A 21,420-nucleotide genomic window follows, 5' to 3' on the forward strand; every position below is an offset into this window, starting at 1 on the left:
TGGGAGGGGGCTTGTCCCCGATGGCGGATTTTCAGTCAATGTTTTAGTCGACTGATCTACTGCAATCGGGGGCAAGCCCCTTCCACATTTGAACTGCGTCGTTGGAAAAATCTGTTTCCGACGCTTGACGATATCTTCCCAATAGGTTTTGATTGCCTTCGTTATCTTTCGAAACGAAACTTATCATCACCATGTCGAAACGAAATACACCCCAACGACGCCACAACATCCTGACCTTGCTCAACGAACAGGGCGAAGTCAGCGTGGACGAATTGGCCAAGCGTTTCGAAACCTCGGAAGTCACTATCCGCAAGGACTTGGCCGCGCTCGAAAGTAACGGCCTGTTGCTGCGTCGCTACGGTGGCGCGATCACCATGCCTCAGGAACTGGTGGGCGACCCCGCCCAACCGGTCTCGGCCTACAAACGTGCGATCGCCCGTGCTGCGGTGATGCGTTTGCGTGAACACGCCCGCATCATCATCGACAGCGGCAGCACCACCGCCGCCATGATCCCGGAACTGGGCCACCAGCCCGGCCTGGTGGTCATGACCAACTCCCTGCACGTGGCCAGTGCCTTGAGCGAACTGGAACACGAACCGGTGCTGTTGATGACCGGCGGCACCTGGGACCCGCATTCGGACTCGTTCCAGGGCCAGGTCGCCGAGCAGGTGTTGCGTTCCTACGACTTTGATCAACTGTTCATCGGCGCCGACGGCATCGATCTACAGCGTGGTACCACCACTTTTAACGAATTGCTGGGCCTGAGCCGTGTGATGGCCGAGGTCGCCCGCGAGGTGGTGGTGATGGTCGAATCCGACAAGATCGGCCGCAAGATTCCCAACCTGGAACTGCCCTGGAGCAGCGTCCATACCCTTATTACCGATGATCGCCTGCCGCTTGAGGCCCGCGACCAGATCCAAGCCCGCGGCATTACGCTGATATGCGCGGCAATCATCTAGGAGAAGCACCATGTGTGGAATTGTTGGCGCAGTCGCCGAACGTAACGTTACTGCCATCCTGCTCGAAGGCCTCAAGCGCCTGGAATACCGCGGCTACGACAGCGCGGGTGTGGCCGTCTTCACCAACGCCGGCAAGCTTGAGCGCATGCGCCGCCCAGGCAAGGTCAGCGAGTTGGAGCAGGCGTTGGCCGGCGAGCCGCTGGTAGGTCGCCTGGGGATTGCCCACACCCGCTGGGCCACCCACGGCGCACCGTGCGAGCGCAACGCCCACCCGCACTTCTCCGGTGACTTGGCCGTGGTGCACAACGGCATCATCGAAAACCACGAAGTGCTGCGCGAACAGCTCAAGAGCATGGGCTACGTGTTCACCTCGGACACCGACACCGAAGTCATCGCCCACCTGCTCAACCACAAGCTCAAGGACCACAGTGACCTGACCGCCGCCCTCAAGGCCACGGTCAAGGAACTGCACGGCGCCTATGGTCTGGCCGTGGTCAGCGCCAGCCAACCGGACCGCGTGGTTGCCGCCCGCAGTGGCAGCCCGCTGGTGATCGGCCTGGGCCTGGGCGAGAACTTCCTCGCCTCCGACCAACTGGCCCTGCGCCAGGTGACCGACCGCTTCATGTACCTGGAGGAGGGCGATATTGCCGACATTCGCCGTGAAAGCGTGGCGATCTGGGACGTGAACGGTAATTCCGTCGAACGCGAAGCCGTGCAATACCGCGACGGTGCCGAGGCCGCCGACAAAGGCGAGTTCCGCCACTTCATGCTCAAGGAAATCCACGAACAACCGGCTGTGGTGCAGCGCACCCTGGAAGGCCGCCTTGGCGACAAGCAAGTGCTGGTCAACGCCTTCGGCCCCCAGGCCGCCGAGCTGTTCGCCAAAGTGCGCAATGTGCAGATCGTGGCCTGTGGCACCAGCTACCACGCCGGTATGGTTGCTCGTTACTGGCTGGAAGAACTGGCCGGCATCCCGTGCCAGGTCGAAGTCGCCAGTGAGTTCCGCTACCGCAAGGTGGTGGTGCAGCCCGACACGCTGTTCGTGACCATTTCCCAGTCCGGCGAAACCGCCGACACCCTGGCCGCGCTGCGCAACGCCAAGGAGCTGGGCTTCCTCGCCAGCCTGGCGATCTGCAACGTCAGCATCAGCTCCCTGGTGCGTGAGTCCGACCTGACCCTGCTGACCCAGGCCGGTCGCGAAATCGGCGTGGCGTCCACCAAAGCCTTCACTACCCAGTTGGTCGGCCTGTTGCTGCTGACCCTGTCCCTGGGCCAGGTTCGCGGCACCTTGGCAGCCGGCGTCGAAGCCACCCTGGTGGAAGAACTGCGCCGCCTGCCGACTCGCCTGGGCGAAGCCTTGGCCATGGACAGTACCGTGGAAAAAGTCGCCGAGCTGTTCGCCGACAAGAACCACACCCTGTTCCTCGGCCGTGGCGCGCAGTACCCGGTGGCGATGGAAGGCTCGCTGAAGCTCAAGGAAATTTCGTACATCCACGCCGAAGCCTACCCGGCCGGTGAGCTCAAGCACGGCCCGTTGGCCCTGGTGGACGACGACATGCCGGTGGTCACCGTCGCGCCGAACAACGAACTGCTGGAGAAGCTCAAGTCCAACCTGCAGGAAGTCCGCGCTCGTGGCGGCCAACTGATCGTGTTCGCCGACGAAAAAGCCGGCATGACCAACGGTGAAGGCACCCACGTCATCAACATGCCGCACATCCACGACACCCTGTCGCCGATCCTCTACACCATCCCGCTGCAACTGCTGTCGTACTACGTCGCCGTGCTCAAAGGCACCGACGTCGACCAGCCGCGCAACCTGGCGAAGTCGGTGACGGTGGAGTAACCCGCTCCACCCTGGAGGCCCGCCCGGGTCTCCAGGTACCCGAAAGGACGCGCCTTCGATGAATACCCCCTCGCAAATCCACGAGCGTTTGCACAACCGCCGATTCACCGTCGCCACCAACACCCACGGGCTCTCCGGCGCGGGCACGGTGTTTCATTACCTTGTCGAGGGCGATGCCATTTCCGGTACCTACCAAGGCGGCCGAATTCGCCTGGGTACGCAGGTCGGCCGCGTCACAGGCCCAGACTCTATCGAGCTGCTGTATCAATGCCTGACACTGGAAGGTGAGCTGCTGGCCGGCTGGTCGCGGGGCATTATCGGTGTCGATGCCGCCGGGCGTACCACGCTGAGTTTCGTGTGGGGTTGGTTGTCGGGGGCGACGGGAGGCGGGGAGTCGAACTACGTGGAGCTGGTTGTATAGGCCAAAAAAAATCAGAAAAAAAATCAGAAAAATGTTTAGCAGATAGTTGTATAAAATCTTGGATTTATCCCGTTACTATTGGACCTTAAAGGAAAACAGATTCGAAAAAAAATCGGAAAAATGGTGAGGAACATGACGCAGAAGTTCATCTTCGGGAATCACTGGTTGGAACCTGTCTGGCCATCGCCAGGTTTCCCTGCGTCGATTTTACGTACGGCAGAGACGCTATCGTTTCGTGCCGGAAAACTCACGGGTTTGCTCCCCGAAAACACCGCTATTCGCATCGGCGGCCTGATGCGGATCACCAATAGTTACTACAGCAACCTGATTGAAGGCCAATTCACCGAGCCTGCTACGTTATCTACACGAGTACCCAGGCGCGACTCCAAAGAACTGCGTGAGCTGGCCGAAAGTCACATCGGCGTTCAGGCGTTACTGGAGCGAACAGTACGTCGGCCGAAATCAATTGACGCGCCTTGGAGCGTGTTCTTTGCCCCTGAATTCATTTCTGTCATTCATCGCCGCCTTTTTACAGGTGCCAGCGACGACGACTTGCGGCTGAGTGATGGGCGCCTAATGGTGCCGGGTCAATTGCGTGATAGTGCACAACGCAATGTCTTGGTGGGTGATCATGCAGCGCCTGCCTGGGAATCCGTCGCCCCCATGCTCACCCGCCTTCAACAGGTATATGGGGGGCAACCTGATCTGACGTCGCGAATTCTCAGCGCTCTTGCTTATCACCATCGTCTTGCGTTTATTCACCCATTTGAAGATGGCAATGGCCGAGTCGTGCGCATGATTACGCACTTGCAGTTGATGCGCCTTGGGCTAGCGTCCCCACTGTGGTCACTTTCTCGGGGGCTGGCACGAAAACAGGATGAGTACCATGGACGCTTGCGTGCAGCGGATCAGCCGCGTCGCGGTGATCTCGACGGTCGTGGTCAGCTGACTCAAGGTGGGTTGTTCGAATTTGTAGAGTTCATGCTGCAAGTCTGCATTGATCAGATGGAGTATGTAGAACAAGCGATGGGCCTGGTAAGTCTGCGTCAGCGGCTTGAGAGAGTGATTGGGCTTGAGGAGCGATTCATTGGGGCTGGAGTGAAGCCGGAAATGGCCAAGGCCATCCATATCCTGCTAACTCAAGGTGAGATTGCCCGAGCGGACTTCAAAATCTTTTCTGGGCTGCATGATCGCGTAGCAAGTGATCAGCTTAAAAAGTTAATTGATTTGGGCGTAGTTGAAGCGCCGTCTGCCAAGTCACGCTCGATTTTTCCCGGCCTACCCGTATGGTTCGCGCAGATGATATTCCCTGATCTTCATCGGCGCTTTTACTGAGCCAGGGGTCAGAGGCGGCTTATCACGGCACAAACTCCACCCTCAACCCCCGGCTCGCACTGCGCCCCTGATCATCACTGACCCGCAGCCGATACTCCCCCGACTTGCCCGGCCGCCAGTTCAATGTGGCTTGCGGCGGGCCCTGGCCGATCAAGGTTTGATCAGCAAACCAGTACAGCGTCGCCGCATCGCTGGCCGCATTCGCGTTCAGCGGGATGCTTTCCTGGGGTTGGGACAGGCGCAACTGATAGCTCACTTGAGTCAGCGGCGAGCGAATCTGCGGGGCTTCGTTCTGGTCGCTGATGCGGTTGGGCTGGCAGTTTTTCATCACGTTGGGGGGTGTGCGGCGGGGCAGGCCGGCGGCGCGGTACAGGCGTTGGATGTCGCTGGGCCAGAATTCGAAGACTTCCTCGCGGGTGTATTGCGCCTCGAACGGCGGGCACGCGGCTTTGCCGGTACGGGTGTCGATCAGTACCGGGCGGTGCAGGTTGGACACGCGAATCGGTGACACGCCGGGGATGTACCAGGTCTTGCGGGTTTGCGGGCACCAGCGGTTGGGCAACTCGCCCGAGGCGGCGCAGACGTCGATGCGCACCAGGCCGGCGGGTGGTTTGTCGGCCTTGATCACGACGTTGGGCAAGGCCAGGGGCAGGGCGTCGGCGATACGGAAGAACAGCGGCGCGGCGGTTTTGGCACCGATAAACGCCGGGTTGGGGCGACCATCGAAGTTGCCCACCCACACCACCAGCACGTAGGGGCCGACCAGGCCCGCGCTCCATGCATCATGGAACCCCCAGGACGTGCCGGTTTTCCAGGCGGTGCGCCAGTGCCGCGCGGGCAGGCCATCCGGGCGTGGGTTACGACGCAGCATATCGCGCACCATAAAGGCCGCCTGCGGGGTGAGGAGCTGCGGGCCGGTGGCCTGGGGCTGCTCCTGCAGATAGCGCAACGGCCGCAGACGGCCGTCGCCCGCCAGCATCAGATACAGCCGCGCCAGTTCCTCGGGGGTCATCTCACCGCCACCGAGGGCCAGGGCCAGGCCGTAATGGCTTTCACCGCGCAGGCCCTTGATCCCGGCGCGTTGCAGCAACCCATACAACGACGGCGACTTCACCTGGCTGGCCAGCCACACCGCCGGGATATTGCGGCTACGGATCAATGCATCCCGTGCGGTCAGAGGCCCGACAAAACTGCCGTCGAAATTTTCCGGCTGGAAGTAGCCGAAGTTACTGGGCAAATCCTTGAGGATACTCATGGGGTGGATCACCCCTTGATCCAGTGCCAGCCCGTAGAGAAACGGCTTGAGGGTCGAACCTGGCGACCGGCGTGACAATACGCCGTTGACCTGGCCGTGGATGCCTGTGGATAAGTAATCCGCCGAGCCCACCAGCGCCTTGACGCTCTGGTCGCGGCTGTCGATCAGGATGGCCGTGGCATTTTCCACACCGGTGCTGCGCCGCTCGGCGATAAAGCCGCTGATCAGGCGTTCGAGCAGTTGCTGCAGGGGCAGGTTGAGGGTGCTGTTGAGTTCGTTGCCGGGCTGGGAGGCCAACAGCTGCTCGCTCAGATGCGGCGCCAGAAACGGGATCTGCTGGCGGTTGCGGGCTTCCAGGGGCAGCTCGAGCAAACTGGCGTTACGCGGGTCTTGTGGATACGTTTCGCGCCAGTCATTCATCAAGCGCAGTCGCGCGTTTTGCAGTGACGGCCCAAAGCGCGCGCGCCGCCCCGGCTGCTGGGGAATCACCGCCAGCGCCAAGGCTTCGGACAAAGACAACTGCGCCGCCGCCTTGCCGAAGTAGATGCGACTGGCCGCTTCGGCGCCTTCGATATTGCCGCCCATGGGCGCCAGGTTCAGGTACGCCTCGAGGATGTCGTGCTTGCTGTAGCGCGCCTCCAGCCACAGGGCCAACGCCATCTGCTGCAATTTGCCGGGTACCTGGCGGGTGTTGAGATCCCACAGGCGTCGTGCCAGTTGCATGCTCAAGGTCGAGCCGCCCTGGCGTTGGCCGCCGCTGTAGGTGGCCAGGGCCGCGCGCAGCAACGCCGGGGGATTGATCCCCGGGTGCCAATGGAAATTGCGGTCTTCCTTGAGCAGCAAGGCCTCCACCAGTGACGGCGAGATGCGCTCCAGCGGCAGCCATAAGCGGTATTGGCCGTCATCCGCCAGGGTCATGCGCAGCAGCGAACCGTCATCGGCCAGCACCACCCGTGACGACGTCACAGCCTGTTCCAGCGGAGCGTGGGGCCATAGCCGCAGCCCCGCCAGCACCAGCGCCGCTGCCAGCAGCGGCGCCAGGCGTTTAAGGCTTGGTAATTTCAAGCTGGCCTACTTTGCCGCGTCCTTGCAGGGTGGTTTCGTACATGCCTTCGGCGTAGGCCGGTGGTGTATTGAACGTGCCGGCGTTGGTGGCGCGCACGCGATAGACGAAGGTGCCTACGTCGCGCAGTGCCGTGCCGTACAACACCACCCGATCATCACGCACATCCACATAGTCCGGCTGCCAGTTGCTCAGCTCGGTTTCGCCGATGGGCGCTTGCCAGGCATCGGCTTCTTGTTCGCTTTCTTCTACGTATTCAGACGCTTCGCCTTCACTGTCCTCGCTGCTGGCGGCTTCCGGCTCCGGCGGCAAGTTATACACAGGCTCGACGCCACCGGGCAGCAAGTCGACCACCGCCACTTGCTGCACCTGGTCACGGTCGGTGGCACGCAGGCGCAAGCGCACCAGGAACTCATCGCCCACCGCCACTGTGCTCACCGGCTCGCCTTTGAGGTCGAGGTATTCGTGGATGATCTCCAGCCCGTTGTTGATCGGCTTGAGCTTGGCACCCTTATCGAAACCGGCTTCGCTGAGCATGTAGAACGCCGCCGGGCCGTCGGATTTTTCCATCAGCAGTTTTTGCGTGGCGCCCGGTACCGCCGCGCGCGGTGGCTGGCCGGCCATTTCCAGCAATTGTTGCTGCTTGTCGCCCAGCCAGGCAGTGGCCTTGAGGGTCATATCGCTTTGCGCGCGCTGGCCGTAGTTGTCCAAGGCCCGCAGTAACAGCGCCGCCGACAGCGAGTTGTAGCGCTGTTCGTTGAGGCGCTTGCCGAGTTTATCCAGCAGGGCGGTAGGAACATCGTCCAGCAACTCGGGGAAATGGCGAGCGAGCAGATGCAGGTGCTCGGCATCGTGGACCAGCGGGTCGTAGTACAAGCCATCGCTGTCCCACTTATCCACAAGCGAACGCCAAGGGATCTTGCGGAACACGGTGTCGGCCTGGCGATCCTGCTTGAGCAGTTTGTAGCTGGCCGCCAGGTAGGCGGCGCCCAAGTCGTTCTGCCAGCTGTCCTTGAAGTAGCTTTCGTAGCGTTCGCGGATATCGCTCAAGGCGCCGCTCACCAGAATCCCCTGACGACTCAACAGGTAACTGGCGTAGGCGCGGTTGCGCAATTCCGACAGGCCTTCGCTCGGGCCGTTGGCCAGGTCCGTCAGATAGCTGTTGGCGCGCACCAGCAGGTCTTCCGGCACCGGCAGCCCGCGCTCCTTGGCTTCGATCAGGAAATCGGTGGCGTACAGGCTGGCGTAGGGCGCCACATCCGGGTTGGCGGCCCACAAACCAAAGCCGCCGGCCTGGTTCTGGCGCTGGCGCAACATACGCACCGCTCCGCTGAAGGCCTGTTCTGCCTCGGGTGCGGTGCCGCCCCAGATCAACGCCGGCATGGCCTTGGACACCAGTTGCTCGGTGCAGGCATAACCGTAGTCATCCAGGTAATGCTTGAGGCCGTTGGCCCATACCAGCGGCGAGGCGGCCACACCCAGTTGCACGTCGCGCAACTGGCTGAACAGTTCACGGGTGGGCTTGAGCTCTTTGCTGGCGCTGTCGAAACGGCCCAGGCTGAGGGCCACGCGATGCTCACTCAGGGGACGGATCGAGGTGGTTTCCGCCACCTGGATCCGCTTGCCATCCGGCAACACGGCGACAAAGCGCAAATCCGCCGAACCGAGGGTTTCGCCGACCTTGATCTTGAACTCGGCGGTGCCCTCCTTGCGCGGTTGCAGGGACAAGGTGCTGGCTTTGTCGCCCTGCACCACCAGGCCGTCGCTGATCTGCACTTCAAACTTCACGTCCGCCGCCGCCTCGAGGTTGCTGAATACCCCGGCACTGACGTTGAACACATCACCCGGCGCCACAAAGGCTGGCACGTTCGGCGTGATGACGATCGGGCCACGGACCTCGGTATTGGCCTCGCTGACGCCCACGCTGTCGGCGTCCACAGCCACCGCGAACAGGTGCAGCTTGCCGTTGAAGCTGTCCGGCACCTGGTAATGCAGCACGGTTTCACCGGCGGGCAAGTCCACCAGCCCGGACCACCAGGCCACTGGCGGCTGGTGTTTACGCTTGAACGGGTTGAGGTGGTTGGCCAGGGCGCCTTCCGTATCGCCACCGGGCGCCGCCCCACTGAGCAGGCGGCTGAATTCCGGCAGGATCAGGTCAAGGATCTGACTGGTGCCGACTTCCAGCGCACGTTTCTGGAAGAAGAAGCCCAGCGGGTCCGGCGTCTGGTAGCGGGCTACCTGCAGGATGCCTTCGTCCACTGCATACACCACCGCGCGGCCCGGGCGATCGGCGTTGACCTTGATGTCCAGCGTCTGCCCCGGCTCGATTTTCGTCGGGCCCTCGACCTTCAACGCCATGCGCCGCGCATCCAGGTTGATGCTGAACGGCACCACCCCGTAGGACAGCGGGCTCATGTAGACCTCGGACGAGCCGATGTCGCGCACAAACTGCACGTTGACGTAGGCATTGCCCTCAAGCCCTGCAGGCACGCGGATATGTTGCACGCTGTTGGTACTGTCGGCCTTGAACCACTGCTGGGTGTAGACCTTGTCCCGCTCGATGGTGATCAGGCCCGCACCGGTGTAAGGCGCGCGGATGCTGATCGCGATCTCATCGCCGGTGGCGTAGCTGCGTTTATCCAGGCGCAGTTGCAGCTCGGCGTTGCGTTCCAGGGAGCGCGAGGTATTCCCGCGTCCGGCCACGCTGTAGTCGATCTGGTTGAGCAGGTTGCCGTTGGCGTCCTTCACTTGCAGGGTGAAATCCCCTGGAGTGGCGGTGTTCAGGGCCTGCCTGGCGCCGTCCTTGGTCATCACCAGCGGCGAGGCCGGCTGGCTGATGTTCTTGATACGCGACTCGTACTTGTAGGTGCCGTTGGACTGTTTCACCAGTACCGACACGTAGCGGTGTTCGACCACTTCGCTGGTCAAGCCATCCACCGCCAACGGGGTGAGGTCTGGCGTGACGGCCAGCCAGTGCACCTGGCGCGGGGCGTCCTTGGCGACGTACGACAGCGAGTCCTGGCTTTTCACACCCACAAGGTAGGGTGCGGACGACACCAGCAAGGCACTTTGCGCCGCCACGTTACGACCCCCTTCGGCCTCGAACACCTGGGTCATCACTTGCAAGCGATAGGTGCTGTTGGCGAAGCGTTGCAGGTTGAGGTCGAGTACGGCCTGGCCATTGTCGTCGACGGTGGTTTCGGCCAGGTCTTCGGTGCTGGCCTCTTCCAGGGAATCGTTGAGGCGGAAACGGTAGTCGGGGTAACGCTCGAATGCCGCGAGCGTCGGGCTCAGGGACATCTTCGCGGTGACGCGACGGCCGGCCGCCGGGGCGCCGAACAGGTGCATCGCGGTGACCTTGGCCACCACCTGGTCCGGTGGAATCCAGCCCTGTACCGGGGTGTCGTGCAGGCTCAGGCTGACCTTCATGCGGTCCGGTTCGAAATCGCGGACCTTGAAGCTGACACTGCCGAGGTCGGTGCGGGTCTGTTTCTGGCCAATCAACTGCAAGGTCGCGGTGTAGTCACCGGCGGGGGCGACTTCGCTGCTGGGGAAATCAAAGGTTTCAAAACCGCTGGCGGACAGCTTCAGCGGCTGGCGAATCACTTCCAGGCCGCGCGGGTCGGTGATCTGCAGCTCCACGGGCAGGCCTTGCAGGGCACCTTTCCAGTTGCCGCTGCGCACGATCATGCCCAGGTGCGCGGTCTCGCCAGGACGGTAGAGGCCACGGTCGGTGAACAGGTAGGCACTGAGGCGATCAATCGCGCCGTCTTCTTCCAAACCGCCTACGTCGAAGCGCGACAAATCCAGCTGCTGGGACTGACGGGCGATCGGCAGGAACGACTGGTCATTGCCGCGAGTGACCACATACATCAGCGGCGTTTTCTCACGGCGCAGTTCATCCAGCTTGGCGAAATGCACGTGGCCTTCGCCGTCGGTGTGGCCGCTGCTCACGGGCAGACCGTTGCGGCCAATGATGTCGACCTGGGCGTCGGACACCGGCGAACCGTTGCCGATGGATTGCACATACACGTCATGGCTGCCATCGCTGGAGCGCTTGGCGATGATGCCGAGGTCGGTGACCACGATAAAGCGCAGGTCAGAGGTGGTGCTGCGCGAATAGTCGAAGGTGCGTTCGGCCGGCTCATCCTGAGGGCTGAGCTTGAGCACGAAAATGCCGCGACGGCCCCCGTTGGCGGTGAGGTAGTGGCTCAGATCGACGTTGTCATACACGGTTTTCGCCGGGTCCGAGGACGACAGCGCAATATCCAGGGACTGGCGTTCAACCATGCGGTCGAAATACTCGTTGCCGAAATTGGGCCGGGCAAAGCTGCCGCTGCTCTGGTCCACCAGGTGCTGCAATTGGTTGGGCAGCAAGCGCGCGATTTCCACATGGGCGCCAGGTACACCACGGGCCATGAAACCCAGGCGTTTTTCGCCGTTAAGGCTGAGCAACGCGCCGTCGGAGAGGAACTGCAAGGTGCGCGGATAAGCCGGCATGCTGATCAGCGAGGCCGTAGGGTTTTTCGCCAGGTAGCCACCGATGGCTTCCAGGTTGGCGGGCACACGCACATACAGCGCACGGCCGGCCGGGGCCTTGAACTTGAAGGCATGCAGGGTGTTCAGCGGTTCGACGCTGGGCACGTGGGTCAGCGTGACCTTGGTACTGCGGGCCAGCAGGGCATCGTCGATGTCGTTGCTGTTATAGGGACGGGTGTCGTCCTGGGCTTTTTCCGGCAACAGCCAGGCCTGGACCTTACCGGCAATGGTCTCATCGGCCACGGCACTGGAGCTGCTGAACATCAACACCGGCTCAGGCTCGCCGCGTTCGTTATCCACAAAGCTCACTTCGGCGCCGGTAAAGGTCAGGCGATAGCGGCCGGGCACGGTGACTTCCGCCACCAGCGGCGCGGTGCTGGCGTTGCCGCCGTCGCGGGCCTTGATGCCTTCATCCAACTTGGCGCTGACCGGCGTGCTTTCCAGCGGTGTGGCCAGGGCGGCGGAGCGCACGTAGGCGTTCAGCCTGGTCTCGTCGAAGCTGATGTCCGGGCGGTTGTGCAACTGGGCGTCGCGGTAGGCCAGGCCTTTGCCGAGGGTGACCGAAACGCGCTTGCGCAGGCTGTCTTCATCGACCGGGTGGGAAAAATGGAAGGTCGCCACCAGTTGTTTCAGCGTCGGGTTCGACGGGTCTTGATACAACTCGTTGTGTGTCAGGGTCGCGCGGAACGGCTGGGTGGAGAACTGGCTGCTGTACTGGCTGAGCAGTACGCCATCGGCCAGCAAACCTTTCCTGGCCAGATCAAGGGTGTAACCCGCTTCGATGGGCCAGTCTTTCTCCGGTACGAACAGCAGCGTGCGGTCATCGGACCAACGCCAGCTCCCGGCCACATTGGGTTTGAGGGTGATGCCTTCGGTGACCGGCTTGCCAATGGCGGCCAGCGGGGCCACCGATTCGGCAAAACGCACTTGCAAGTTATCCACAACCGGCGGTTGCTGGGTGTAGTCAGTCAGGTTGGGTTTGTGCAGCGAATAGCCCACGGTGTGGGGCTGCGGCAGGTTGGAGTACCAGTGCCAGCCATAGAAGCCAGCGGCCGCCAACAGCACCAGGCCCAATACGCCAGCACCCGCCTGGCGTGGATACGCACGGGCTTTGTTGCCCAGGTTCGCCAGGCCACGGCCGATGGCGCGCAGCCATAGCGGCGGATGCCATTGGCCGAAAACGGCCCCCACCACAGTCAGAAACACACCGACAACACGACGGCTGATGGCTTTGAGCGAATCGAACATGGTGAGCATCCCTGGCTAAGTGCGGCGTATCTTACAGGGTCTTTGATACAAAAGATGACGCCGATACGCCGCACGGCGGGGATGTTTACCGAGTCAGCGGGGGCCCATGCATTCTAGCGAGCGGTCTACCATCACTTTGGCCATTTCCATGAGGTGTCCGGCGGCTTTGGGCGAGTCGCGCAACTGTTCGGCACAGTGGAGCAGGTCTGAGGCGTAGACCAGTGCGTCTTCGAAGCTGATTTCGGGGTGGGGGATGAAAAAGGGATGGGGCGGACCGGGTTTTACTTTGCTCATTGCGGTAACTCCAATGTAGGGAATTGGAGCTGCCACGAGTCGCGACTAAACGATGGGGTGGCAGCTGTACGCAGGTTAGTCGACCGGAACATTGGGAACCCGGCGCACCCGAAGGTGCCCTGCGCACAGCCACCATAAAGCGTTGGCAGAAAAAAACGCCATGCTTGAGATGGCGCTTGTGCGCCCAATGTAAATCTTTCCCGAGCGACTAAACCCGGTCACTGAATTGGCAGTGACGAACGCAGACTAGCCATCGAAAAGGCAGGGCACAAGCGGCTGGGATTCTCTCGGAAATGTCCTGCGAAAGAAAGGGAAGCGAGAGGTAGGAGCAGCGCTTTCAGACTTTGCTTAAGCCTCGAAAACACCAGAAACCAATGTGGGAGGGGGCTTGCCCTAATGCCAGTCAGTTAAGGAGGAACACTGTAACTGTGGTGAGCGGGCTTGCCACAGGTTACTGTTTGCCCGTTCTATCTCTTAACTGATCGGCATTGGGGCAAGCCCCCTCCCACAGTTTGATCTTCATTGGGCTTGAGAGGGGAGGGTCAGGTCCACCAGTAACGTACGAGGTGGAAGAAGATGGGCGCGGCGAAGCACACCGAATCCAAACGATCCAGCATCCCGCCGTGCCCTTCGATCATATGCCCCCAGTCCTTCACCCCCCGGTCGCGCTTGATCGCCGACATGACGATGCCGCCAGCGAAGCCGAGCAGGTTGATCAGCAGTGCGATCAGGAACGACTGCCACGGGTTGAACGGCGTGGTCCACCACAGCGCCGCACCGATCAGGGAGGACAACAGAATCCCGCCGACAAAGCCTTCCACGGTTTTCGACGGCGACAGGTTGGGCGCGATCTTGTGTTTGCCGAACAGCTTGCCGCACACGTACTGCAGCACGTCCGAGAGTTGCACCACGATCACCAGGTAGGCGATCAGCAGCAGGTTGCGGCCTTCGTAGCCGGGGATGTCGAGGGTCAGCAGGGCGGGCACGAACGACACGCAGAATACCGCGATCATCAGGCCCCATTGCACCTTGGAGGCGCGTTCGAGGAAGTGCGTGGTGTCGCCGCCCAGGGAGGCGAGGATCGGCAGCAGCAGGAACACGTACACCGGGATAAAGATCGAGAACAACCCGTACCAGTCCGAGTAGATCAGCAGGTATTGCAACGGCAATGCCAGGTAGAACGCGGCCACCAGGGCCGGGTAGTCGCTGCGCCGGGTCGGCGTGAGGGTGAGGAATTCGCGCAGGGCATAGAACGACACCGCGTAGAACAGCAGGATCACCGCACCGGTACCGAGCCAGAAGGCGATACCGATGACCACCACCATCACCCACCAGGCGTTGATGCGGGCGTTGAGGTTGTCGATCACGGCATTGGGCGTGCCACGGGTGCGCAGTTTGAGGATCAGGCCTATCAGCGAGGCGAGCACCAGGATCGCGCCGATGCCGCCGAATAACATCAGGGTTTGGCTATCCATCTCAGGAATGCTCCGGGGCGAGGGCGAGCAGGGCGTCGCGGGTTCGGGCAAGGAACGCGGCTTTGTCTTCGCCTTCTTCCAATTGCAAGGGGGCGCCGAAGCTGGTGGTGCACAGCAAAGGCAGCGGCAGCACGCGGCCCTTGGGCATGACCCGGTTGAGGTTGGCGATCCACACCGGGATCAATTCGGCCTGTGGGTAACTTTTGGCCAGATGGTAGATGCCGCTTTTGAACGGCAGCAAGCCGTCCTCCAGGTTGCGCGTGCCCTCGGGAAAGATGATCAGCGAGTCGCCGCCTTCCAGCGCGGCGAGCATGGGCTGCAAGGGGTTATCCACAGGGTCTTTGCGCTCGCGGTCGATCAGCACGCCATTGAACACGCGGTTGATGATGTAGCGGCGCAGGGCGCTTTTGTTCCAGTAATCGCTGCCGGCCACCGGGCGCGTGAATTTGCGCAGGTTCTGTGGCAGTGAGGCCCACAGCAGCACGAAGTCGCCGTGGCTGCTGTGGTTGGCGAAATAGATACGCTGCACCGGCACTGGCGCGCAACCCAGCCACAGGCTGCGGGCGCCGGTGACGGTGCGGGCCATGGAGGTAATCAGCGTGGCGACCACGGGTTCGAACATGGGGGTTCCTTATGCGGCGAAAGGCAGCCAGGGGCTGGCGAGGATCACGGCGAGGGTCAGCAGCGCTTGCGCGCCCAGCAGCCAGGCTTGTTTGCGCAGCAATTTGAGGGCGCCGCGACGGCGCTCGGTCCAGGGCCGGCCGGCCCGCTTGGGCGATTGCAGGCCAAGGGTTTGCAGGGCTTGATCGAGGTCCGCCGTGCGCTCGATGTCGCGGGCCAGCAGGGCGAACAGGTCGGCGTCAAAGGCCACCCGCAGCGCCCAGTACTTTTGCAGCAGCCCGAGGATAATCATCCACAGGCTGAGCAGCAGGCAGATGGTTGAAACACTCGCCATCAGCAACTGGGCCAGGCCGAATAACACCCCGGCCACGGTCAGGCCTGTGGATAACTGATCCAGCGAACGGCCACGGCGCAGCAGGCTGGCGACCACCTGGAGTTCCATATCAGCGGGCATGGGGCAAACCCTCCAACGCTTGACGATGAGCAGGATGCAGGACCACATGGGCCCGCGCTGTACGAATAATAGCCAGCGCTTGGTCCACCGTGGCAGCGCGCCCACTGTGCAGCAGCCAGGCGGCGACGGCGGTGGCGCTGCGTGAGTAGCCAAGGGCGCAGCACACCAGCACCGGGCCGCTTGCACGCAGGCGCTCGATGGCCTCGGCGGCTTGCTGGCAGTCGGCGGGTGTCGGGGCGATCAGGTCCAGCACCGGGATGCTTTGATACGCACGGCCCTGTGGATTAATCGGCAATTCGGCACAGAGGTCGACGATGGCGCTGAATGGACCCTGCTCTTTCGCACTGGGAATCCGCCCCAGCCAGACGTTATCCACAATCAGGTCCGGCTGTGGATGTTTGCGTGTCCACAGGCGCGAATTTATCCACGCCGCGGCCAGGTAGGGTGCGTACAGCCAACGCGCAGCAGGTGTAAGCCGGCCATCGCTGCGTTTTTGAAAGCCCGCAGCGCCGAGCACCAGGTAATTCGCCTTGATCAGGCCCAGGGACACCGCCGGCCAGAGCAGCCATAACCAGCCGCCGCCCAGGGAAAACGCCAGAATCGCCAGTGCCAAGGCTCCCAGACCGTAGCGCAGGCCCACGCGCCAGCGCTTCGAATCCCGGGTCAGCCGTGCATTCAGCAAGGGGCTGGGGTGTTCCACCGGCCACAGCCACACGCATAGCCAGCCGGCGAGGGCGCCTGTGGGTAAGTCGATAAAGTGATGTTGATAAGTGGTCAGCACCGAAATACCGATCAAGGCGAACCAGCCGTGCACCAGCCAGCGCCATAACCCTTGGGTGTGGCGCTGATACATGACCCACAGGATCACCAGCAGCGCGATATGCAGTGAGGGCGCCTGGTTGAAGGGTTTGTCGAACCCCGCCAATACGGCAAACAGCCAGCCGAACACGCCATCCAGTTCCGGCCGCTCGAAGGTGAAGCGCAGCGGCCAGACCAGGAAGCAACTTACGGCGATGACCTGCGCGCTGAGCAGGCGCAGCGCGTGTTGCTTCAGCTCATGGCGGCTGTTGGGCAGCAGCAGGGAGAACCCGTAAAGCAGGTCGATGGACCAATAGGGCACGATGGTCCAGGCCCAGAACGGCATATGGGTTTCCCAGCCGAACACCAGGGTGCCGACATCGCTGCGCTGGCTGGTGACCCAGGTGGCGAAACCATAGGTGCTGAAAAACAGCGGCGCCAACAGCAGCAGCCACAGCACCGCTGGTTTCAATAGACCGGGTTCGCGCATGGTCAGATCTTCTGGGCCAGGGACACGGTAAAGATGCCCCACTCATCCACCCGCTGGGTGATCTTGCGAAAGCCCGCGGCTTCTACCAACTGGTCCATTTCCGCCTGGCTGCGACGGCGCATCACCCAGGCCTGGCCCTGGCGATGGCTGGTCAGTGCGCGGGCGATCAGTTCCAGTTGCGGGTGCCATGGCTGGCCGGTGTAGACCAGGTAACCGCCGGGCTCCACGGCTTCGGCCAGGCCGGCCAACGAACCGCCGACCATGGCGTTATCGGCAAACAATTCATACAGCCCGGACACCACCGCCAGCGTCGGCTTGGGTTGCAGGGCCGCCAAATCCAAGCGGTCAAACGCATCGCCTTTGACGAACTGCGCGATGTCTCCCAGGCCCTTCTCACGAATCAGCGCGCCACCGTCGCGCACGTTGATGTCGCTGTAGTCGCGCAGCAGGATCGATTCCGGCAGCGGCGACACGCCCTGCAAGGCTTCAAGAATGTAGCGCCCATGACCGGCAGCGATGTCGACGATGCGCACTTCGCGCTGTTCATCCCTCAGCTTGGCCATGGCCAGGCGCAGCAGTTCCTCGACGTTCAGCTTGCGCTGGCGAATACCGCGCCAGCCGATGGAGTTGAGGTAATTGGTGTCGATCATGCGCCCCAGCCCGCCCTTGCCGGTGGGCGTGTTGCGGTACACGTAGTCCAGGGTGCTGCCGGAGTCGAAGCCGGTGTCGAAGCCCAGCTTGACGCCGTCCGACAGGTCCTTGCCCAGGCCCATGCTGGCGCGGGTCAGGCGCCAGTACAGGTCGCGCAGGGAGTTGCGTGGCAAGGGCGCAGCGAGGGATTCGGATTCGGCGCAGGTGGCGCCCAGTTTGTCGGCGTCCAGCAGGGATGCGCGATCCAGCGGCTGCGCGAAGTTCTGCAGGATAAAGCGCCTGGCGCTGCTCACGGCCACCGCGCGGTCACGCTCGCCGAGGGTGTCGTGGAAAAAACCGGGGAGGATATGCAGTTCTTTTTTCAGGCTGCCAAGGCGGTCGAAGAATTGCTGCTGGGGTTTGCGGTGCACCACAAAGTCGGCGCCCGAGACCAGCAGTTGGGTCGGCACCTGGATCGCCTGGGCATCGGCGACAACCCGGTCGGCGGCTTCGTACAGGCCCAGCAGCACGTTCACCGAGATGGCCTTGATGATCAACGGGTCGCTGTCGTAGGACGCCACGCGCTCCGGGTCATGGCTGAGGAACTTGGCCTTGACGTAGCTGTTGACGAAAAAGTTGCCGCGAAATTTGCGCATGAGCGCCAGGCCCGGCCGGGCGAAGGGCACGTACAGCTTGACCTTGAACGCTGGGGACGCGAGCACCAGGGCGCGGATTTTCGGCGCATAGTCATGCACCCAGGTGGCTGCGATCACCGCGCCGACACTTTGGGCAATCACGGCACAGTCTTCTTCCTCGATGCCATAGGTGGCGCCGATATGGTCGCGGAAGGTCTGCACATCACGGGCGCTGGTGGCGAAGCTCGGGCTGTCGCCGCGTTCGCCGGGCGATTGGCCGTGACCGCGGGAGTCCCAGGCGAAGAAGTCGAACTGCGGCAAGTCCAGTTCATCCACCAGGTGCGCGATACGCCCCGAGTGCTCATGGCCGCGATGGAACAGCAGGATCGCCTTGCGCGGCTCGCCGCCCGCCGGCGCGCTGGCCGGCCAATGACGGTAGAAAAGCTCGACGCCGTCATGGGTACTGAAGGTGTGCTCTTGCTGTTCGCGCATTGCAAAATCCTTATGCAGAAGGGGAGATAGGTTGTTCTTCTTTCAAACCCTGGCGCACCCGGTTGACCAGGGTGTAGGCGAGCAGGGCGGCGACCAGCCACATCACCGTGTCGACCCAGCCGGCGCCGAGCCAGCCGAGCGCCACACCGGTGGCCAGCACGCCGAGGACGAACGCACGGTCACTCTTGCCCATCGGCCCGTCATAACGCCGTGACGCACCGACCATCGGCCCCAGCACCCCAGCGTATTCGCTGAACACCGCCAGCAGCGCCACCAGCAGCACCGGCACCAGGCTCACGCCGGGGATCAGCGCGAAGGGCAGGATCAACGCACTGTCGGCAATCACGTCGCACAATTCATTGAGGTAGGCGCCCAGGCGCGACTGCTGGCCGAATTCCCGGGCGAGCATGCCGTCGATGGCGTTGAGGGCCATGCGCAGGATCATCCACAGCGGGATCAGCGCAAACAGCCACAGGTGCTGGGCGAAGCTGGCGATCAACAGGCCGACCAGCAGGGAAATGACCCCGGCCAGCACGGTGATCTGGTTGGCCGTGGTGCCATTGTCATAGAGGCGCTGCACGAGGGGACGCAGCAGGTTCTGAAACCGCGGTTTGAGCTGATAGATCGAAATCATGGGGGTGACGCTTCCTTGTCCGAGAGCCCGCGAAAAACTGCCTGGAGTGTGCCGATTATTCATGGCCTATACCAGTGATGGCGCGTGTTTATGGGGGTTTAGTCACGATCTGGAAAGCACTGAGGGACAAATGTGGGAGGGGGCTTGCCCCGATAGCGGTCTGTCAGTCGATGCAGGTGCTGGCTGATCAACCGCCATCGGGAGCAAGCCCCCTCCCACAGGAGATCTGTGTGCAGCTTAAAAACGCTGTTTAACGAACAAAAATTTCACGCCGCGTGTTATATCGTAACGAATTGTGTACAAGCGGGCGTGAGTGGATGCAAGTGGATCTAGAGGCGGACGGCGCTTCGGTGGAAGGCCTGCCGCGTTTTCAGCAGGGGCTGTTCCATGCCCGCCGATTGCGGCAAGCCGGTATCAGCCTGACAGTACTGGCCGTAGTCGGTTGGGTGCTGGCGTTGTTTGTCGCGCTGTTTGCACCGTTGTCGATCTGGCCGGTGGTGTTAATCAACTGCGCATCGGCCCTGCTGGTGTTGGTGGCAGGGCTGCAGTCGGCGTGGTGGGTGGCCGATTGGCGGGCCCAGGCGCTGGAGGCGCCGGCGGCCGAATTACCCGTTGAAGAAACGGGTCGCTACGCGCGCCTTGTGGAACGCTTTGGCCGGCAGATCGGCGCCCCGGTCTTGTGGCTGGGCGGCTGGTCGCTGCTGGCGCTGGTCAGCATCATCGAATTCTGGAACCTGGCCCTGCCCTCGGCGCCTGTCGGCCAAGCGGCCAGCGTGGGGGCGGCATTGGCGTTGGCGCTGGCGTTCGGCTTGCTGGTGTTCGAACGGCGCCTGGCTCAGGAAACCACGGCCCAGTGGCCGGAAGCCGCGCAAATGGCGCAGTTGAGCCGGGTCGCGATTACCTGCCTGGTGGTCAGTGCCATTTGCCTGCTGTTTGCCGGGGCTGAGTCGGTCTGGCCGTTGCGCCTGGCGGTGCTGGTCGGGCTGTTGCCGGCGCTGGTAGCGCTGGAGTTTCTATTAAGAGGTGTGCTGTCGCTGTTCAGCCCGCGCCAGCCGCGCCTTGAACCACGGTTGATGGCGCAAAGCTTCATCGCCGGGTTGCTGCGTTGGCCGCCACAACCGCTGCTGGCGTTGCAGCACGAATTACACAACCGCTTCGGCATCGACCTGCGCCAGATCTGGGCGTTTACCTACATGCGCCGGGCGTTTTTGCCGGTGTTGCTGGTGGTGCTGGCGGTCGGCTGGGCGCTGACCGGCGTGCATGAAGTGCCTTTGCAAGGCCGTGGGATTTATGAGCGTTTTGGCAAGCCCGTCGAGGTGTTCGGCCCTGGCCTGCATGCCGGCTTGCCGTGGCCCTTGGGCCGCGTGATCAACGTGGAGAACGGCGTGGTGCATGAGTTGGCCACCAGCGTCAGCGAGGCCGCCGCACCGGAGTTGGCGCCTGCCGAAGGCCCGGCACCGCTGATTGCCAATCGGTTGTGGGACGCCAGCCATGTGAATGACAAATCCCAGGTGATCGCCAGCAGCAGCGGCGATAAACAGAGCTTCCAGATCGTCAACATGGATGTGCGCTTCGTTTACCGCATTGGCCTCACCGACCAGGCCGCGCTCGCCGCCACCTATAACAGCGCGGATGTGCCGACCCTGATCCGCAGCACCGCCAGCCGCATCCTGGTGCACGATTTTGCCTCGCGTACCCTCGACGAATTGCTCGGCGAACAACGCACGCGCCTGGCCGACGAAATCGGCCGCGCCGTGCAGGCAGACTTGCAGGCACTCGACAGCGGTGTGGAAATCCTCGCCACTGTCGTGGAAGCCATCCACCCACCGGCCGGCGCCGCCAATGCCTACCACGGCGTGCAAGCCGCGCAGATCGGCGCCCAGGCCCTGATCTCCCGCGAGCGCGGCGCCGCCAGCGAACACACCAACCAGGCCTTGCTGCAAGCCAGCACCGCCCGCGACCAGGCCTTGGCCACCGCCCGCGAAGTGAATGCCGGTGCCCAAGCGGCCGACCTGCGCTTTACCGCCGAACAAAAGGCCTACGCCGCGGCCGGTCGGGCCTTTGTGCTGGAACAGTACCTGGGCCAACTCAGCCTGGGCCTGGCCCACGCCAAGCTGCTTATTCTGGATCACCGCCTGGGCGCCGATGGCGCGCCGACGATTGATCTGCGTTCTTTTACTTTGCCGGCCGACCCTTCGCTGCCGCGTAAAGCCGTTCAATAAGGAGTCTGTCTG

14 protein-coding genes are annotated in these 21,420 nt (G+C 62.6%); 5 read left to right on the forward strand and 9 right to left on the reverse strand.

The genetic code is table 11. From position 1 onward, the window contains the following. Window positions 1–191: 191 nt before the first annotated feature. From BB029_RS00750 to BB029_RS00765, 4 genes are all read left to right on the forward strand, one after another. The gene (locus BB029_RS00750; protein WP_027608178.1) at window positions 192–959 is read left to right on the forward strand and encodes a DeoR/GlpR family DNA-binding transcription regulator; all 768 of its coding nucleotides are present in this window, start codon (window positions 192–194) and stop codon (window positions 957–959) included. A gap of 10 nt (window positions 960–969) precedes the next feature. After that, entirely contained in the window at window positions 970–2,802 is a 1,833-nt protein-coding gene (gene glmS, locus BB029_RS00755) for a glutamine--fructose-6-phosphate transaminase (isomerizing) (protein ID WP_027608179.1), read from the forward strand. A gap of 58 nt (window positions 2,803–2,860) precedes the next feature. Continuing rightward, window positions 2,861–3,223, forward strand: a complete 363-nt coding sequence (locus BB029_RS00760) for a hypothetical protein (protein ID WP_065937918.1) — start codon at window positions 2,861–2,863, stop codon at window positions 3,221–3,223. Window positions 3,224–3,355: 132 nt separating this feature from the next. After that, entirely contained in the window at window positions 3,356–4,558 is a 1,203-nt protein-coding gene (locus BB029_RS00765) for a Fic family protein (RefSeq protein WP_083236322.1), read from the forward strand. 22 nt (window positions 4,559–4,580) lie between these two features. Here BB029_RS00765 and pbpC read toward each other — a convergent pair whose 3' ends face one another. The 9 genes from pbpC to BB029_RS00810 all read right to left on the reverse strand — a co-directional run bounded on the left by pbpC (window position 4,581) and on the right by BB029_RS00810 (window position 19,186). Then, entirely contained in the window at window positions 4,581–6,878 is a 2,298-nt protein-coding gene (pbpC, locus tag BB029_RS00770) for a penicillin-binding protein 1C (RefSeq protein WP_065937919.1), read from the reverse strand. Then, the gene (locus tag BB029_RS00775) at window positions 6,859–12,663 is read right to left on the reverse strand and encodes an alpha-2-macroglobulin (RefSeq protein WP_065938053.1); all 5,805 of its coding nucleotides are present in this window, start codon (window positions 12,661–12,663) and stop codon (window positions 6,859–6,861) included. The genes pbpC and BB029_RS00775 overlap by 20 nt, the downstream gene beginning before the upstream one ends. Before the next feature lie 93 nt (window positions 12,664–12,756). Continuing rightward, window positions 12,757–12,957, reverse strand: a complete 201-nt coding sequence (locus tag BB029_RS00780; RefSeq protein ID WP_065937920.1) for a DUF3077 domain-containing protein — start codon at window positions 12,955–12,957, stop codon at window positions 12,757–12,759. 542 nt (window positions 12,958–13,499) lie between these two features. Beyond that, the gene (locus BB029_RS00785) at window positions 13,500–14,432 is read right to left on the reverse strand and encodes a phosphatidate cytidylyltransferase (RefSeq protein WP_032885177.1); all 933 of its coding nucleotides are present in this window, start codon (window positions 14,430–14,432) and stop codon (window positions 13,500–13,502) included. A 1-nt stretch (window position 14,433) separates the two neighbouring features. Beyond that, on the reverse strand, window positions 14,434–15,054 hold the full coding sequence (locus BB029_RS00790) for a 1-acyl-sn-glycerol-3-phosphate acyltransferase (protein ID WP_027608186.1): 621 nt from the start codon (window positions 15,052–15,054) through the stop codon (window positions 14,434–14,436). 9 nt (window positions 15,055–15,063) lie between these two features. Continuing rightward, window positions 15,064–15,507, reverse strand: a complete 444-nt coding sequence (locus tag BB029_RS00795; protein ID WP_027608187.1) for a hypothetical protein — start codon at window positions 15,505–15,507, stop codon at window positions 15,064–15,066. Next, a complete protein-coding gene (locus BB029_RS00800) occupies window positions 15,497–16,795 on the reverse strand; it encodes a phosphatase PAP2/dual specificity phosphatase family protein (RefSeq protein ID WP_065937921.1) in 1,299 nt (432 codons plus the stop codon). The genes BB029_RS00795 and BB029_RS00800 overlap by 11 nt, the downstream gene beginning before the upstream one ends. Window positions 16,796–16,797: 2 nt before the next feature. Then, window positions 16,798–18,552 (reverse strand): bifunctional alpha/beta hydrolase/class I SAM-dependent methyltransferase, encoded by a 1,755-nt coding sequence (locus BB029_RS00805; protein ID WP_065937922.1) that lies wholly within the window; start codon window positions 18,550–18,552, stop codon window positions 16,798–16,800. 10 nt (window positions 18,553–18,562) lie between these two features. Beyond that, window positions 18,563–19,186, reverse strand: a complete 624-nt coding sequence (locus tag BB029_RS00810; RefSeq protein ID WP_027608190.1) for a CDP-alcohol phosphatidyltransferase family protein — start codon at window positions 19,184–19,186, stop codon at window positions 18,563–18,565. 317 nt (window positions 19,187–19,503) lie between these two features. Between BB029_RS00810 and hflK the strand changes: the two genes are divergently transcribed. After that, window positions 19,504–21,408, forward strand: a complete 1,905-nt coding sequence (gene hflK / locus BB029_RS00815; RefSeq protein WP_065937923.1) for a protease modulator HflK — start codon at window positions 19,504–19,506, stop codon at window positions 21,406–21,408. Window positions 21,409–21,420 lie beyond the last annotated feature (12 nt).

It is taken from the genome of Pseudomonas sp. S3E12 (genome assembly GCF_001702295.1).
Taxonomy (GTDB): domain Bacteria; phylum Pseudomonadota; class Gammaproteobacteria; order Pseudomonadales; family Pseudomonadaceae; genus Aquipseudomonas; species Aquipseudomonas marginalis.